Here is a 15,835-nt window from a genome sequence, read left to right as displayed (position 1 = left end):
GCTCAATCGATAAAAAAACCAGGAGGCATCACATGAATTCACGGGCTTTCGGCGCGACCCTCGCGCAGTCGAACGCCGATGCGTCGTCGCCGGCGGGCACCGCCGCCGACGAGATCGAGACCCAGGTGGGCGCGATCGTCGCTCGCGCCCGCGCCGCGCAGCGCGACTTCGCCCGGGGCGGGCAGCAGACGCTCGATACGGCCGCAGCGGCCGCCGCGTGGGCGATCATGGCGCCGGCGCGCAACCGGCAACTCGCCGAGCTTGCCGTGCACGACACGGGACTCGGCAACGTCGACGACAAGATCCAGAAGAACTTTCGCAAGACGCTCGGCTTGTTGCGCGATCTGCACGATCGCAAGACGCATGGCGTGATCGCCGAGGACGCCCGGCGCGGGATCGTCGAGATCGCTCGCCCGGTCGGCGTCGTGGCCGCCATCACGCCGTCGACCAATCCCGCCGCAACGCCGGCGAACAAGATCGTCAATTCGCTCAAGTGCGGCAATGCGGTGATCGTCGCTCCTTCGCCCAAGGGGTATGGCGCCTGTGCGTTGTTGCTGCGGTTCATTCACGCGGAACTCGCAAAGGCGGGCCTGTCGCCGGACCTCGTGCAGATGCTGCCCGAGCCTGTGACCAAGGCCGCTACCGCGGCGCTGATGCGGCAGGCCGATCTCGTGGTCGCGACCGGTTCGCAGGCGAACGTGCGCATGGCCTACACGAGCGGCACGCCCGCCTTCGGCGTGGGCGCCGGCAATGTGGCGTCGATCGTCTCGGCGAGCGCCGATCTGCGCGACGCCGCCGAAAAGATCGCCCGCTCGAAGACCTTCGACAATGCCACGAGCTGCTCCTCGGAAAACAGCGTGGTGATCGACACTGTCGTGTACGACGCCATGCTCGACGCGCTACGTGCCGCAGGCGGCGTGCTCCTCGATGCGTCGCAAAAGCGCGCGCTCGAGGCGACGATGTGGCACGACGGCAAGCTCAGTGGCCGCTGCACGGCCAAGACCGCCGACGTGATCGCGCAGCTCGCCGGGCTCGACGCAGTGGCCGCGCAACGCCCGTCGTTCCTGATGGTGGAGGAGACCGGCACCGGCCCGGCGTATCCGTTCTCCGGCGAGAAGCTCTCGCCGGTGCTCACCGTGTATCGGGCGCGCGATTTCAACGATGCCGTGGCGCTCGTCGAGCGTATCTACGCGTACATGGGCGCGGGTCACTCCGTGGGCCTGCACGGCGCCGATCCGGCACAGGCGGTGCATTTGGGACAGATGTTGCCGGTCGCGCGCGTGATCGTGAACCAGGCGCACTGCTTCGCCACCGGCGGCAATTTCGACAACGGGCTGCCGTTCTCGCTGTCGATGGGTTGCGGGACATGGGGAAAAAACAACTTCACCGACAACCTGGGCTTTCGTCAGTACCTGAACGTCACGCGTGTGGCGTACCCGATCGCCGCGCAGGTGCCCGAGGCCGACGATCTGCTGGCCGACTATTTCGCGAGGTACGGACGATGAACGCCCCCATGAATCCGGCCCCGGTGGCAGGCGCCATTGCGCGGCAGACCCCGTGCAATGACCTCGACGGTCCGGCGCTCGATGTGCTGACGGCATCGGCGGCCACCGTGCGTGAGCTGATCGACGCGCGGGCGGCGGCGCTCGGCGCGCGTCCGTATCTGATTCCGGCGGCGGAGGGCGGCGCACGCCCCGACGACGTGGCCGCGGCGCTCACTTTCGCCGAACTGCGTGACGATTGTCGCGAACTCGCGCGCCGCTTCGCGCAAGCCGGGCTGCAGCCTGGCGATATCGTGTCGGTCTGTATGGGCAACGGTATCCAGTCCGCTCGCTTGATTCTTGCGGCGATGTACAGCGGCCTGATCGTCAATCCGATCAATCTGCTGTGTCAGCCGGCGCAGATGCAATACATCGTCGAGCATTCGGACACGCGCCTCGTCTTCGTGTCCGAGGCGATGCTCCCGGCCGTCCAGGCGGCGCTCGATGCGGCGCGCGCGCAGGGCATGACGCGGTCGGTCGCGCTCGTTTGCACGTCGCCGGACGCCAGCGCGTCCCCGGAGATCCCCGTGCTCGACGGGCCTCGCGCGCCCGCGTCGCCCGACCTGCGCGACGTGGCATTGCTCATGTACACGTCGGGCACGACGGGCGTGCCGAAGGGGGTGTTGCTCACACACGCCAACCTGCTGACCAACGCAACGTTCATCAGTGCGGAGCATCGCCTGACCCACGATGATCGCGTGCTCGCTTCGCTGCCGCTCTATCACATCAACGGGCTGGTCGTCACGCTGCTCACGCCGCTTTTCCACGGTGGATCGGTCGTGATGGCGCCGCGCTTTTCGGCACGCACCTTCTGGCACGACGTATGCACTTCGCGCTGCTCGTGGATCAACGTGGTGCCGACCATCGTGGCGTATCTGCTCGAAGCGCCGGCGCCTGAGCGCGCGGTGCTGGCGGGCCTGCGATTCTGCCGCAGTGCGTCGGCAGCGCTGCCGGCCGAGCACCATCGCGCATTCGAGGCGCGATTCGGCATCGGCATCATCGAGACGATGGGCATGACCGAGACGGCGGCGCCTGTATTCAGCAACCCCTACGATGCCTCGCGGCGCCGCATCGGCAGCATCGGCCTGCCGTCGGGTGCAGAGGCAAAGGTCGTGAGGCGCGATGGCTCCCAGACCGAACCCGGCGAGACCGGCGAGCTCGTCCTGCGCGGCGCCCAGGTCATGCGCGGCTATTACAAGCGGCCCGACGAAACCGCCGACGCCTTCACGGCCGATGGCTGGTTGCGCACGGGCGACCTCGGGCATCGCGACGAGGACGGCTACTTCTACATCTCCGGTCGTGCGAAGGAGCTGATCATCAAGGGCGGCGAGAACATCGCACCGCGCGAGATCGACGAGGCCCTGCTGCGCCACCCGGGAGTGCTCGAAGCGGCCGCGGTTGGCGTGCCCGACGCCGCGTACGGGCAGGAGATCGTCGCTTTCGTGGTGGTGCGCGGCGCGGGTGGCCCGGACGGCTCCGACACCGCGGATGCCACGGGTAGCGTGGATGGCGTGGCGTACATGCCCCCCGACGCGGCGGCGCTGCGCGAGCACTGCCTGAAGACGCTCGGGCGCTACAAGACGCCGAAGGCGTTTCACTTCGTGACGGATCTTCCTCGCGGACCGTCGGGCAAGGTGCAGCGCCTGAAGCTGTTGCAACGTTAGCGCCCCCACGTGCGCCGGCCGCCGGCCGGGCATGGTTTCACCGGCAGGACACGATCGCAGACGCATGACGTGTGCGACGTAAATACATAGGAGACAACATGGACAAGCGTACCGGTCGCGTGAAGACGCGCCACATCATTCTTGCGGTCATGTGCCTGATGTATTTCATCTCGTACATCGATCGTGTCAACATTGCCGTCGCCGGCCCGTTCATCCGCCAGGAGATGGGACTCACGACGGTGCAACTCGGGCTTGTGTTTTCCGCCTTCGCCTATCCGTATGCCGCCATGCAGATCTTCGGCGGGTGGCTCGCCGATCGCTTCGGGCCGAAGCTGGTGCTGACGGTGCTCTCGCTGATCTGGGGCGCGGCCACGCTCGCGACCGGCTTTGCCGGCAGCATCCTCACGCTGGTGGTGTTGCGCTTCGTGCTCGGCATCGGTGAAGGCGGGGCGTTTCCGACCGCCACGCGCGCCTTTACGTACTGGATGCCGGTGGGCGAGCGCGGCTTCGCCCAGGGCATCACGCACAGCTTTGCGCGCCTGGGCGGCGCGATCACGCCGCCGGTGGTGCTCGCCATCGTGGTGGCGTTCGGCTGGCGCGAAGCGTTCATCGTGCTCGGTGTCGTGAGCCTCGCGTGGACGTTGCTCTACATGAAGGTGTTCACCAACACGCCCGACCAGCATCGTCGCATCACGCCCGAGGAAGTGACCGAGATCGGCTATCGCACGGGCGACTGCGAGCGGGCCAAGCGTGCCGCGACGCCATGGCGCAAGCTCATCCGCCGCATGTGGCTCGTGACGTTCGTCGACTTCTGCTACGGCTGGCTGCTCTGGGTGTACCTGACCTGGATGCCTTCCTATCTGCGAGAGTCGCAGGGGTTCGATCTCAAGCGACTGGCGCTGTTCACGGCATTGCCGCTGCTCGCCGGTGTGATTGGCGATACGCTGGGCGGGGTAGTCTCCGACAAGCTGTACAAGGCGACCGGCCGGTTGCGCTTCGCGCGCGTCTCGGTGCTGGTGGTGGGCATGGGGGGATCGCTCGCCTTCCTGCTGCCCATGACGATGGTGTCCGATCCGCTCGTGGCGGTGCTGCTGCTCTCCGCGTCGTTCTTCTTCCTTGAAATCACCAACCCTGTCCTGTGGACGCTGCCGCTCGACATCGCGGGCAAGTACGCCGGCACGGCGGGCGGGATGATGAACACCGGCTTCGGGCTGGCGGGCATGATTTCGCCGGTGGCGTTCGGCTATCTGATCGAGACGAGCGGCAGCTACAACGTGCCGTTCGCCATTTCGGCGGCCCTGCTGGGCGCGGGCGTGGTGGCTGCGCTGTTCATCGACACGAGCAAGACCGTCGAAAAAGATGAGCAGGCCGAGGCGATGGACCGGGTGGCCGACGACGACTACCGCCCCGAGGCGGCCGGCATGGCGGGAGCCTCGCCGGTGTGGGCGCCGGTCGGGCCGCAGCGGCATCCGCTGCGGCGTCCCCTGCGCTGGCGCCGCTAGGCGTGGCCCTGGCGCCGGCCTCCCAGTCGGGAGGCCAGCATGAGCAAGGTGCCGCTCACGGCCATCGAGACCACGCCCATCGCCATGCCTTGTCCGATGGAACCCTGTTCGAACTGGCGCCATATGAAGATCGAGACCGTCTGCACGCCGCTCGGCGCGAGCAGCAGCGAGGTGACCAGTTCGCGCGAGGCAATGGCGAACACGATCATCAGCGATGCGCCGAGCGCCGGCATGACCAGTGGCAGGGTAATGCGTCGCAGCGTGACGCCCGACGGCGCGCCATGCACACGCGCCGCGGCTTCGAGCGACGCAGCCATCTGGCGCAGCGCCGCGCTGGTGTAGCGCACCGGGTAAGGCAGCAGCAGGCAACTGTAGGACAGCAGCAGAATGCCCCACGTGTTGTAAGGCGTGACCGGCCAGAAGGGCAGGTTCCAGGCGAGTATCAACCCGACGCCGACGACGATGCCTGGCAGGGCATGCGGCAGCAGCGACAGGGCGTCGATCAGCACGCGCGCGCGCATTGTCGACTTCACCACGCACCAGGCGCACAGAAACCCCAGCACGCCGGTCACGAGCGACGTGCCCAGCGCGAGGGACAGGCTCGTGGCCAGCGCTTCGAGGCCCTCCGCGCCCTGGGCAAGCAGTGCGGCGAAATGCGATGTCGTGAGATTGGCGACGGACAATCCGCCCGAGAGCGTGCCCGAGAACGCCGTGGCCAGGATCGAGAAGAGCGGCGCGGCCGTGGCGAGCATGGCCACGCACCCGAAGCCAAGCAGCACCGGCCATCGCCAGCGGCCGAGCGTGCGCGCGGGCGAGGCGACCGGTTTGCCGGTCTGTGTCTCGAAATCCTTGCCCGCCGCGAGCCGGTGTTGCAAGACGAATGCGAGCAACGCCATGGCGGCCAGCACGACCGAGAGGACCGAGGCGTCGGGCAGATCGATCGGCCAGTCGGCGAAGCGGGCCTCGATGGACGTCACCAGCACGGAAAAGCCGGCACGCGCGCCAAGCGCGGCGGGCGCGCCGAATTCCTCGATCGCCATGGTGAATGCAAGTAGCAGGCTGGCGGCAAAGGCGGGCAGTGCAAGCGGCAGCGTGACCCTGGCGAACGCACGCCAGGCGCTCGCGCCGTGCACGCGCGCCACGTCGGCCAGACGCGACCCCGTGGTCGCAAACGCGCGCGACACGGCGAAGTACACCACCGGGAAGATGTTCAGCGTCATGACGAAGACGAGGCCGGGCAGCGAGAACAGGAACCGGCCCGCGTCGATCCCGCTGAGTTGCTGGGCGTATCCCCCGGTTTGCAGCAGCAACATCCAGCCGAGTGCGGCGAGATACGGCGGCACGAGAAACGGCAGCAGGAAGCACACGTCCCACAGACGCGCGCCCGGCACGTGGAACAGACCGCGAAGCGCTCCCAGCGCGCCACCCACGAGCGCCGTGCCAAGCGCCACGGCCATGCCAAGGCGCAGCGTATTGGTCACGAGCGGCCAGGTGGCGGCGTCGGACAACGTCGGCCACACGGCCGCGAACGGCGCGTCGAAGGCACCCGTCGCCAGATGCGGAAAGATCGCCTGCAACAGCACGAACGCGACCGGCAACGCCACGACCACGGCGAGCGCGGCCACCGTCACCGCGGGCAGTCGTCGAAACGGGATCATCGTCAGTGCTGGCCGTTGAGTTTGGCGAAACGTGCCAGGACTTCGGCGCGCGAGGCGCTCGACGATTGCGCTTCCCCCTGTGGCAGCAGGCGCAGATCCTTGAACGAGGCGCGCTTGATGGCGATATCCTCGCGCGCGGGAATCAGCCACGCTTCGGCCACCAGTTGCTGGCCGGCTTCCGAGAGCACGTAATCGATGAACTGGCGTGCCTCCCCTTGCCGCTTCGACGTGTTGAGGATCATCATGGGCCGCGGCGCGATCACGGTGCCGCTGGTCGGGAAGATCACCTTGATCGCCTCGCCGTTGGCCGCCGCCGCGTACGCGACGTAATCGACCGCGCCGAACACGGCCGCCTTCGCGCCCTGCAGCACCGGGTTGAGCGCCTGTGCGTTCGGGCCGGAGACGACCATGCCGTTCTGCCTGAGTTCGTCGAAGAGCTTCCACGCCTCGCTGCCCAGACGCGCCTGCAATCCGAGCAGCAGATCGGCCGACGCGCCCGAGAGGGCAGGGTCGGGCATGGTCACGCGGTCACGATAGGCGGGTCGGGTCAGGTCGCGCCAGTCGTGCGGCTCCGGCGTGCCGGACTTTGCATTCCACACGATGCCGAGCGCCGAGAGCCCTTGCGCGACGTAGTGCGACGTCTTGAACGGGGCGGGCACGTGCGCGGCGTTGACGCTCTGGAACGGTGCGAGCCAGCCGCGCCCCTCGAGGTCCTGCGCGGTGTCCCACGACGCCGAGATCAGCACGTCGGCTCGCGGATTGGCCTGCTCGGCTTCGATGCGGGCCATGACCTTGCCGGTGGTGGCCTGAAACACGTCGACCTTGATGCCGGTCTTCTTTTCGAAACCCGCGGCGAGCTTCTTGCTGAGATTGCCGGGGCCGGCGGTATAGACGGTCAATGCATGCGCATGTTGCACGCCGACGCTTGCAGCAAAGGCCATGGTAAGTGTCGCGATGATTTTGCGGTGGAGCATTATGGGCTACCTCGTAATACGTTTGTCAACGCGCCCGTGGGCGAGGATCACGATCTGATCGGCCAGCGCCTCGGCTTCGTCGCGGTCGTGCGTCACATACACGGCCGTGGTGCCCAGGCGCGAGAGCAGCGCGCCGATGTCCGCGCACAGGCGCGCGCGCAGATCGCGGTCGAGGTTGGAAAGCGGTTCGTCGAAAAGCAGCAACCGGGGGGCCGAGACGATGGCGCGCGCCAGTGCCACACGCTGCTGCTGTCCGCCGGAGAGCGCCTGCGGTCGACGTGTGCCCAGGCCGGCGAGCCCGACGAGCGAGAGCGCCTCTTCGACGCGATGGACCCGTTCGTGGCGCTTCACGCCACGCATCTCGAGAGGGAACGCGACGTTGGCGGCCACGTTCATGTGCGGCCACAGGGCGTAGTCCTGGAAGACCATGCCGAGCGAGCGCCGCTCGGGCGCGTGGCACACGTGTTCGCTCGCGACGACCTGGTCGTCGAAGCGGATTTCGCCGCCGGTGGGCGTGAGCAGTCCGGCGAGCAGCCTGAGCAGCGTGCTCTTGCCGCAGCCCGAAGGCCCGAGCAACGCGGTCGTGGTCCCGGCCGGGACCTCGAGATCGACGCTGTCGAGGACGCGCGTTGCACCGAAGCGCTGGTGCAGCGCGCGTATCGACACCGACACGCCGTGCGCCGACGGGGCGCGAGTGTCGCCTGTCATCAGAAGGTGTGCTTGATGCCGGCCATGGTGCCGAACTGATGCTTGCCGGCGACCACGTTGCTGCCGAAACCGTTCAGGCCGAGATCGGAGCCGTTGCGGTTGACCACATAGCCGAGGTTCACGTAGGCGTCGGTGCGCTTCGAGAAGCGGTAGTCGGCGCTGACCTGGAACGACAGCGGGTCGCGGTTCGTGCCGTAGAAGTCCTGGTACATGGCCGTTGCCGACAGGTCGAGCGCGGGCATGGCATGCCACGTCGAACCCAGCCAGTAGTAGCTCGACGCTTCGACAGGACTTTTGTTCAGTGCCGACAGATGGATGGCCTTGGCATTCAGGTAGCGGTAGCCCACGAAGAGGTCGACGCTTTGCAGCGCGTATTTCGCGGCGACGGCAATGCGACGGTCGATGTTGCCTTCGTAACCGCCGACCTTCGCGGTCATGGCGGCGTTGGGCGACGTGGCGCCACCGTTCTTCTGATCGTAGGCGATCACGAAGGACAGCGCGCCGCTGGCGTAGCGCACCCCGGCGTCGACGACCTGCGCGCGGCGATTGTCGCCCGGCGTGGTGCTCGCCGACCCGAAGTTCACGTCGTCGTAGCCTTTCGAGTACTGGACCATGGCCTCCACGCCGCCGAACTTGCCGGTGTAGCGCAGGCTGTTGTCCAGCCGGTCGGAGAACGCCGTGTCCTGCATCTTGATCGCGTACACGGCGTTGTTGAGCGGGTTGAACTTGCTCACCCAGTCGAGGAACACGCCGCCCTGGCGGCCGATGGTGAAAGCGCCAAACGACCGGTTCGACAGGCCGACATAGGCCAGACGGCCGAACTCGCGACCGCCTTGCAGCGATTGACCGTTGCCGAGGTTGAAGCCGTTCTCGAGCAGGAAAAAGGCCTTGTTGCCGCCGCCGAGGTCTTCGGCGCCCTTGATACCCCAGCGCGAACCGGCGAGGTTGCCCGAGGTGAAGCGGGTGAGGTTGACGGTGCTGCCGGCGGCGTTCTTGTCGGCGTTGGTGAGGAATTCGACGCCCGAGTCGATCAGCCCGTAGAGCTGAACGTGAGACTGGGCCAGAGCGGGCAGGGGCAGGCCGCCGGCGAACGCCAGGCAGCACCCCACCGCCGCGATGCGGAAGCTGGGTTTCATGATGAGGGTCCTCTTTGGGATTAAATTGAGCCGCCAATGTAAGCGGCCAACATGTCGCTGACGTGACAATGTGTCGTCGTCCGAAGTGCGACGCGCTCTCCCTGCGCGAGGTGCGCGGCGTGCATGACGCGGGCGACGCGGCCGGCGTCGCCGGGCACCCCGGCCACCGCAGCCACCGCAGCCAAAGCGGACCGTGTAACGAAAGCGGCCGGCGATGCGATCGCCGGCCGCGGGTGTTGCGTTCGCGGGGAAGGCCCGGGCAGGCGCCGTATCAGAGTGGCGCCGGACCGGGCAGTGTGATGGTGAAGCGCGCACCGCCGAGCGGCGAGGTCTCGACACCGACCTTGCCCCCGTGTAACAAGGCGATGCGCCGCACGATCGCCAGCCCGAGGCCAAAGCCGCCGGTGGCGCGATTGCGGCTGCTGTCCAAGCGGTGGAACGGTTCGAAGATGCGTGCACGCTCAGGCTCGGGCACGCCTTCGCCATCATCGTCCACGTAAATCATGACGTCGCCGCCGTCGCAGGACTTCGCGCCGCAAACGATGCGCCGCGTGGTGTGCCGCATGGCGTTGTTGAGCAGGTTCTGCACGGCACGCGCGAGCAACTTGGGTTCGACTTCGACGCAGTCCGCGCCGGGCTCGGCCGCGATATCGAGCGCAATGGAACGGGCTGCGAGCACCTCGGTGCTATTTGCGGCCAGGCTGTCGAACATCAGGCGCAGCGACACCGCGTGACGCGCCGGAGGCGCCGTGATCTGGTCCAGGCGGGCGAGCGAGAGCAGTTCCGTGACGAGTTCGTCAAGCTCGCGAATATCGCCCTTGAGCGCGTTGATGCGCTCGTTGGCGTCGGGTTCGTGGCGGCGCTGTTGCAGGATCTCGAGTCCGAAGTCCAGTCGGGCGATGGGCGTGCGCAATTCGTGCGACACCGCATTGATCATGTCCTTTTGCGTCTTGATCGAACGTTCGATGCGATCGGCCATGGTGTTGAACACCCGCACGAGTGCCGTCAGGTTGGAAAAACGCGAGACGCGGGCGCGCGCGGTGAAGTCGCCTTCGCCAAACAGGCTCGCCGCCCGATTCAGGGCCTGCATGTCGTTCCAGTACCACCGCACCCAGGTCAGCACGGCCGTGAGCGTGAGCAATGCGAGCACGGCGTAGGCCAGATAGTTGATGGTCCGAAGATTCCAGTCCGTGCTCGTGCCGCTTGCCGAGGTCAGCGCCCAGTCGGAAGTGCCCAGGCGCATGGCAAAGTGATCGCCGTCCGTTGCAGTCGCAACGACTTTGCCGGCCTCGAGATCCTGGCGGGCGTACTCGCGCGGCAGGGCGACGTCGGTGAGCGGCTTGATCTCGAATTTGTCGTTGCCGTGGCTTTCCAGCTGCGCGATGAAGGCCGGCCATTGCGACTCCGGCAGGGCCTTGATCCGCTCATTGACGAGCCATGCGTACGCGCCCAACTGCTTTTGCGACGCCTGGTTGAGCACGTCATAGAAGATGTAGCCGAACGCATGGTTGATGATGAGGATGGTGGCGACCAGCGATATCGCGACGAGCGCATAGAGCTTCAAAAGAATGCGAAACATGGCTCAGCTCTCCCACGCCGACGGACTGAACAGATAGCCGCGCCCCCAGACGGTCTTGATGCGCTGCGGCTCGCCGTCGGTGTCCTCGAAGCGCTTGCGCAACCGGTAGATGCCGACGTCGACCGTACGGTCGATGCCGTCGAACTCGATGCCGCGCAATTGCTGGAGGATCTCGTCGCGGGTCACGACACGGCCGGCGCCGCGCGCCAGAATCAGCAACAGGCTGAACTCGTTTGACTTGAGCTCCACCGGAGCGCCGCGCCAGAACACCATGCGGTCGCGCGGCACGATGCGCAGCTGGCCGAAGGCGATGCCGTCGTCGGACCCGATCTCGGGTTCGGCCGGTGGCACGACCCGGCGCAGCAGCGCGCGCAGCCGGGCGAGCAGCAGGCGCGGCTCGACCGGCTTCACGACGTAGTCGTCGGCACCCACTTCAAGCCCGGCGACCTGGTCGTACGTGTCTTCGCGGGCCGTGAGGATCAGGATCGGCGTGCTGCTCACGGCACGCAATTGCCGGCAGATTTCCATGCCGTCCAAGCCCGGCAGCATCAGATCGAGCACCACGATGTCGGGTGAGAACGCACGAAAACGCTCGAGCGCGCGCGCGCCGTTGGACACGACCATCACCTCGAAGCGGTAGGCGTGCAGATATTCGGTGACGAGCGCGGCCAGGCGCGCATCGTCCTCGACCAACAAGACACGGTACATGGCCGTATTCCTTTTCCTGTTTGTGCTGTGCCGCGAAGGGTCGGCGGCACTCCCGCGAGGCGCATTCTACTGCCCCGCCGCCCCGCCGGGCGGGCGTTTCAAACCTGCGAACAATTGAAAACACTTGTTCACAACTCTCCTAAATCGGGTAACAGCCATGGCAATGCATCGCGCCTAACATGCGTGGCATTCGTTGGCCCCCCCGCCGAAGACGAACGAAATCCCCCGAATTTTTGTAGGAGTCCCATGAAAAGCTGTAACGTTTGCCAGAACCGCCTCGCACGCACCTCCCGACATCTGCCGCGCCTGACGGGCGCCGGCCTGCTGCTTTGCGTTATCGTGCCGCTCGCGGGTGCGGTCGAGCCAGCGCGCTACAGTGGCATTCAGCCCGATCAGAGTCTTCCCTCGCAAGCACCCGAGAGCGGTTACGAGTTCACGATCGGCGGCGGTGTCGGTGTGTCGCCTCGCTACATGGGCAGCGACGAGTATCGTGCGACCCCGGCGCTGAATCTCGCGCTGCAAACGCCTTATGGGGTTTTCGTCGGCCTGGGGGGCGTGGGGTATCGGCTCTCCCTCCCGAAGGGCTTCTTCCTGTCGGCCGCGATGGCGTATGACGGCGGCCGCAAGGATCGCGCCAGGGGGCTGGACTCGGGCTCGAACAAGCTGCGTGGCATGGGGGACATCAAAGGCTCGGTGTTCACCACGCTTCAAGCCGGCTATGCCATTGGCGACATTGCGGTCGTCAGTGTGGCGGCCGATGTCCCGCTGTCCAATCGCGATCGCGGCAACGTCTATCGCTTCTCGGTGGACGGCGATGTGTACCGGTCGGCGGCAGACTCGATCGCCGTGGGCGCCGCCGCACACTTCGCGAGCGGCAAGTACGCGCAGACCTATTTCGGCGTGACGCCGACGCAAAGCCTGAATTCCGGCTATCGGCAGTACTCGGCCGGTGGCGGGCTGTACGGCGTGAGTCTCACGGCGAGCTGGACGCACAAGTTCACCAGGCACTGGAGCACAAACGTGGCCGGCGGCGTGATGCGCTACACCGGCAATGCGTCGAAGAGCCCCATCGTATTCAACAAGACCAATTACCAGGCCGCCGCAACGCTGAACTACACGTTCTGAGCACGCGCCGCGTTCCTGACCTTCCAGCCTTTGTGAGGCCACAGCCATGCGAATTCTCGTTACCGGAAGCACCGGTTTCGTGGGCGGCGCCGTCGTCGCCCAGCTCCTGAAGGACGGGTTCGGCCCGTCATTGCTGCTGCTCGTGCGCGCACGCACCGGCAGCGACGGACTCTCGCGGGTTCGCGCCGCGATGGATCGCTTCCGTGTGGCGCCGGTGCATCGGCTTGCGCTGACCGAAGCGAACATCGTGTGCGGCGACCTGGCGAATCCGGTGTCGTTCGATGACGACCCACGGATGCGTCGCGTCACTCATGTGATCCACGCGGGCGCGATCGCCAGCTTTTCGCCGCACCCTAAGCTCGACGTCGTCAACGTGAACGGCACGCTGGCGCTGGCGCGTGCCGTCGCAGCGTCGCCGGTGCTCGAACGCTTCGTGCATGTGGGAACCGCCATGGCCTGCGGCGACGCCCTTTCGGGGCTCGTGCGTGAATCGCACGATCTGCCGTGTGCCGACCGGCAGGTCGTGCCTTACACGGCCTCCAAGGCCGAAGCCGAGCGTCGCCTGCGACGCGAATGGCCGGGGCTGCCGCTGGTCGTGGCGCGTCCGTCGATCGTGGTGGGGCACACACGGCTGGGGTGCGAACCGTCGGGCAGCATCTTCTGGATGTTCCGGATGGTGCAGTTGCTGGGGGCGTTCACCTGCGGTCTCGACGACCGGCTCGACGTGGTGCCGGTCGATTTCTGCGCCGATGCGCTGATCGACCTGGCCTTCCTGCCGCACCTGCGCCACGACCTTTATCACGTGTCGGCGGGCGAGGGCGGCGCGCGCACGATCCGTGAGATCGAAGCGGCGCTGGCCATGGCGCGGGGCGTCGCGCCGTTGGGCGAGCGCTTCCGTCATGTCGGGGCGGACGAGATCGACCGCCTCGCGCCGCGGCTCGCGAGCGAGCTGGGGCAGGGCAACAGCCGTCTGATGGCCAAGGCGCTGCGCCGCTACGGATCCTTCGCGGCGCTCGACTATGTCTTCGACAACCGGCGCCTGCTCGCCGAAGGCACCCCGGCGCCGCCGTCGGTGACGGACTACCTGGAGGTGTGCGTGCGCTCGTCGGAGGCGACCCCGGTTGCCGAGCAGATGGCGTGGGATTTCAAATGAGGCCGTAGGAGCCCGGCCTGACGCGCCGGTCCGGTGGGCGTTGCGACGAGTGCCGCGGGGCGTACGATGGGGTCGCTCCCGCGTGTCACCGCAAGGCCGCCGGATCGGTGTCGTCGCCCGCGAAGCATTGGGCAAGGAAGCGCTCGGTGGGGCGCGACAATGCGTCGGCGTGCGGCACGAGTGCGGTGAGCAGGCGCTTGAGCCCATGTGGCGGGTCGATACGCACCGCCGCGAGCGCCGCGTCTTCGTGGCGCATCGACATCGCGGATACGAATCCCACGCCCATGCCCGCGCGTACGGCTTCCTTGATACTTTCCACGCCGGCCAGCTCCAACGCGACGCGCGGCGTGAGCGCGGCCACGGAGAACGCCCTGGCCACCAGCGCCCGCACCCCGGACCCCGGTTCGCGCAGAATCAACGGGTACTCGGCGATGCTTTGCAACGACGCGCCCTCGGGATGCCGTGCCAGCGGATGATCGGCCCGCGCAATGGCGACGATCTCGTCGTCGCGCCAAGGCCGCACCGCGATCTCCGGCGACAGGCCCGGCGGCACCGCACCCTCGATGAACGCCACGTCCAGCCGGTCGAGTTGCGCCACGATCTCGCTCGTGTTGCCGTCGACGATGTGGAGCGCGACGGCCGGATAGCGCTGGTGAAACGCCGCAATGACATACGGCAGCAGGTAGCTCGCGGGCGTGGTGCTCGCGCCGATGCGCAGCGCGCCGGTTTCCATGCCGCGCAGACTGTCGCGCAGCGTGAGCGCCTGGCGGTAGTCCTGCCGCAATTTGTTGGCGTATACCGCGACCTGCTCCCCCACGGCGGTGAGCCGGATTCCCCGACCGTCACGCCGGTAAAGCGGCTCGCCGAACGACTCCTGCAACAGTCGCAACTGGCCCGACACCGCCGGTTGAGAGAGATGGAGCGCCTGAGCCGCATGGCTGATGTTGCCCAGTTCGGCCACGGTCGCAAAGGTCAGCAATTGGTCAGGCGTCATGGTAAATCCATCGGAAATGGTGATGATTGGGTGTCATCATAGCCACAATCTGGATGGATGATCAGGGGCGGCGTGCGGATCACGCCCGGGGAGCCGCGTGAATCAGTGCTTCGACCGCATGCCAGTCCGGGGCGTGCGCGCCCGTGCGCGTGCAGGCGAGCGCGGCGGCGGCCGCGGCACGGCGCAGATGGTGGGCCAGCGCGGCGTCCGGTGCGCGGGACAGGCTCGCGAGCCATGCACCGATGGCGGCGTCGCCCGCGCCGACGGTATCCGCCACGTCCACGCGGTAGGCGGGCTGGGCAATCGCCTCGGCCCCGGGCAGCAACAGGCGCATGCCGCGCTCGCCGTCGGTGAGCAATATTCGGACTTGCGGGGCGATGTGCCTGACGTCGGCAAGGGCGTCCTCGTCGGTTCGACCGGGATAGAGTCCTCGCAGGTCTTCGACCGAAAGCTTGAGCCATGTGGCGAGCGCGGCCATTCGCGCAAACGTCGCACGATAGTCCGGCCCCATCAGGTTGCGAAGATTCGGATCGAAGCTGATCGTCACGCCGCGCGTGTGCAATGACGACGCAAGCGCCAGCAACGTGCCTGCCAGCGGCTCGCGCACGAGACTGATGCAGCCGAAGTGCGCCGTGCGTGCGGCGTCTTGCCAGCCCGACGGCAGGGCCGCCGGATCGAAGGCCAGATCGGCCGCACCGTTGCCGAGAAAGAAGTAGTCGGGTGGATCGTGCCGATGCACCACGGCGACCAGCGGCGGGGCGTCGACCGGCTGGACATAACGTGGGTCGAGCCCGGCGGCACGCGTCAGTGCGAGCAGCTCGGTGCCGAACGGCGCGTGCGTGCTGATCGCGCCACCGTACCCCGTCGGCACCCCCATGGCGGCGCATACGCGCGCCACGTTCCAGCAGGCGCCGCCCGCGCGACTGACCCAGTGGCGGGCGTCGCCGTGCGGCTGACGAATGAGGTCGGTGAGCGCTTCACCGAAGACGAGCAAAGCCGGGAGCGCGGCAGAGGGCATGACGGGCACACCTCGGGTGGGGAAGTCGCCAGCATATCCGTTTGCAACGCTCGGCACGCACTCGCCAGCGAACGG

The 15,835-nt window shown here is 67.2% G+C and carries 13 protein-coding genes; 5 read left to right on the top strand and 8 right to left on the bottom strand.

Features of this window, described 5'->3' with window-relative positions; translation table 11 throughout:
* The first annotated feature begins 32 nt into the window (after nucleotides 1–32).
* From sauS to LV28_RS42715, 3 genes are all read left to right on the top strand, one after another.
* Nucleotides 33–1,505 carry an acylating sulfoacetaldehyde dehydrogenase gene (gene sauS / locus LV28_RS42725; protein WP_038620195.1) on the top strand — a complete coding sequence of 491 codons (1,473 nt, stop codon included), beginning with the start codon at nucleotides 33–35 and terminating at the stop codon, nucleotides 1,503–1,505.
* Nucleotides 1,502–3,205, top strand: coding sequence for an AMP-binding protein (locus tag LV28_RS42720; RefSeq protein WP_025249697.1), 1,704 nt, complete (start codon nucleotides 1,502–1,504; stop codon nucleotides 3,203–3,205). The genes sauS and LV28_RS42720 overlap by 4 nt, the downstream gene beginning before the upstream one ends.
* A gap of 98 nt (nucleotides 3,206–3,303) precedes the next feature.
* Entirely contained in the window at nucleotides 3,304–4,707 is a 1,404-nt protein-coding gene (locus LV28_RS42715; RefSeq protein ID WP_023597286.1) for an MFS transporter, read from the top strand.
* On the opposite strand, the gene LV28_RS42710 is transcribed toward LV28_RS42715, so the two are convergent.
* From LV28_RS42710 to LV28_RS42685, 6 genes are all read right to left on the bottom strand, one after another.
* On the bottom strand, nucleotides 4,704–6,365 hold the full coding sequence (locus LV28_RS42710) for an ABC transporter permease (RefSeq protein ID WP_038620197.1): 1,662 nt from the start codon (nucleotides 6,363–6,365) through the stop codon (nucleotides 4,704–4,706). The two genes, LV28_RS42715 and LV28_RS42710, sit on opposite strands and share 4 nt — an antisense overlap.
* Nucleotides 6,366–6,367: 2 nt before the next feature.
* On the bottom strand, nucleotides 6,368–7,306 hold the full coding sequence (locus tag LV28_RS42705) for an ABC transporter substrate-binding protein (RefSeq protein WP_224785309.1): 939 nt from the start codon (nucleotides 7,304–7,306) through the stop codon (nucleotides 6,368–6,370).
* A 39-nt stretch (nucleotides 7,307–7,345) separates the two neighbouring features.
* Nucleotides 7,346–8,047 (bottom strand): ABC transporter ATP-binding protein, encoded by a 702-nt coding sequence (locus tag LV28_RS42700; RefSeq protein WP_024788746.1) that lies wholly within the window; start codon nucleotides 8,045–8,047, stop codon nucleotides 7,346–7,348.
* Nucleotides 8,047–9,183 carry a porin gene (locus LV28_RS42695; protein ID WP_038622173.1) on the bottom strand — a complete coding sequence of 379 codons (1,137 nt, stop codon included), beginning with the start codon at nucleotides 9,181–9,183 and terminating at the stop codon, nucleotides 8,047–8,049. Before LV28_RS42695 ends, LV28_RS42700 begins: the two co-directional genes overlap by 1 nt.
* Before the next feature lie 271 nt (nucleotides 9,184–9,454).
* Complete coding sequence (locus LV28_RS42690; protein WP_038620199.1) at nucleotides 9,455–10,762, bottom strand: ATP-binding protein; 1,308 nt, start codon at nucleotides 10,760–10,762, stop codon at nucleotides 9,455–9,457.
* A 3-nt stretch (nucleotides 10,763–10,765) separates the two neighbouring features.
* Complete coding sequence (locus tag LV28_RS42685) at nucleotides 10,766–11,470, bottom strand: response regulator (protein WP_023597280.1); 705 nt, start codon at nucleotides 11,468–11,470, stop codon at nucleotides 10,766–10,768.
* 246 nt (nucleotides 11,471–11,716) lie between these two features.
* On the opposite strand from LV28_RS42685, the gene LV28_RS42680 reads away from it, so the two are divergent.
* The gene (locus tag LV28_RS42680; protein ID WP_048806541.1) at nucleotides 11,717–12,595 is read left to right on the top strand and encodes a MipA/OmpV family protein; all 879 of its coding nucleotides are present in this window, start codon (nucleotides 11,717–11,719) and stop codon (nucleotides 12,593–12,595) included.
* Nucleotides 12,596–12,641: 46 nt separating this feature from the next.
* On the top strand, nucleotides 12,642–13,748 hold the full coding sequence (locus LV28_RS42675; RefSeq protein ID WP_038620201.1) for an SDR family oxidoreductase: 1,107 nt from the start codon (nucleotides 12,642–12,644) through the stop codon (nucleotides 13,746–13,748).
* An 85-nt stretch (nucleotides 13,749–13,833) separates the two neighbouring features.
* On the opposite strand, the gene LV28_RS42670 is transcribed toward LV28_RS42675, so the two are convergent.
* Both LV28_RS42670 and LV28_RS42665 read right to left on the bottom strand, forming a co-directional pair.
* Nucleotides 13,834–14,742 (bottom strand): LysR family transcriptional regulator, encoded by a 909-nt coding sequence (locus LV28_RS42670; RefSeq protein WP_038620203.1) that lies wholly within the window; start codon nucleotides 14,740–14,742, stop codon nucleotides 13,834–13,836.
* Nucleotides 14,743–14,821: 79 nt separating this feature from the next.
* Nucleotides 14,822–15,760, bottom strand: a complete 939-nt coding sequence (locus LV28_RS42665) for a carbohydrate kinase family protein (RefSeq protein WP_023873308.1) — start codon at nucleotides 15,758–15,760, stop codon at nucleotides 14,822–14,824.
* Between the last annotated feature and the right edge of the window lie 75 nt (nucleotides 15,761–15,835).

The organism is Pandoraea pnomenusa (assembly GCF_000767615.3).
GTDB classification, from domain to species: Bacteria; Pseudomonadota; Gammaproteobacteria; order Burkholderiales; family Burkholderiaceae; genus Pandoraea; species Pandoraea pnomenusa.
Note: the sequence above shows the minus strand (reverse complement) of the source record. Positions and strands in the feature narration are given on the sequence as shown.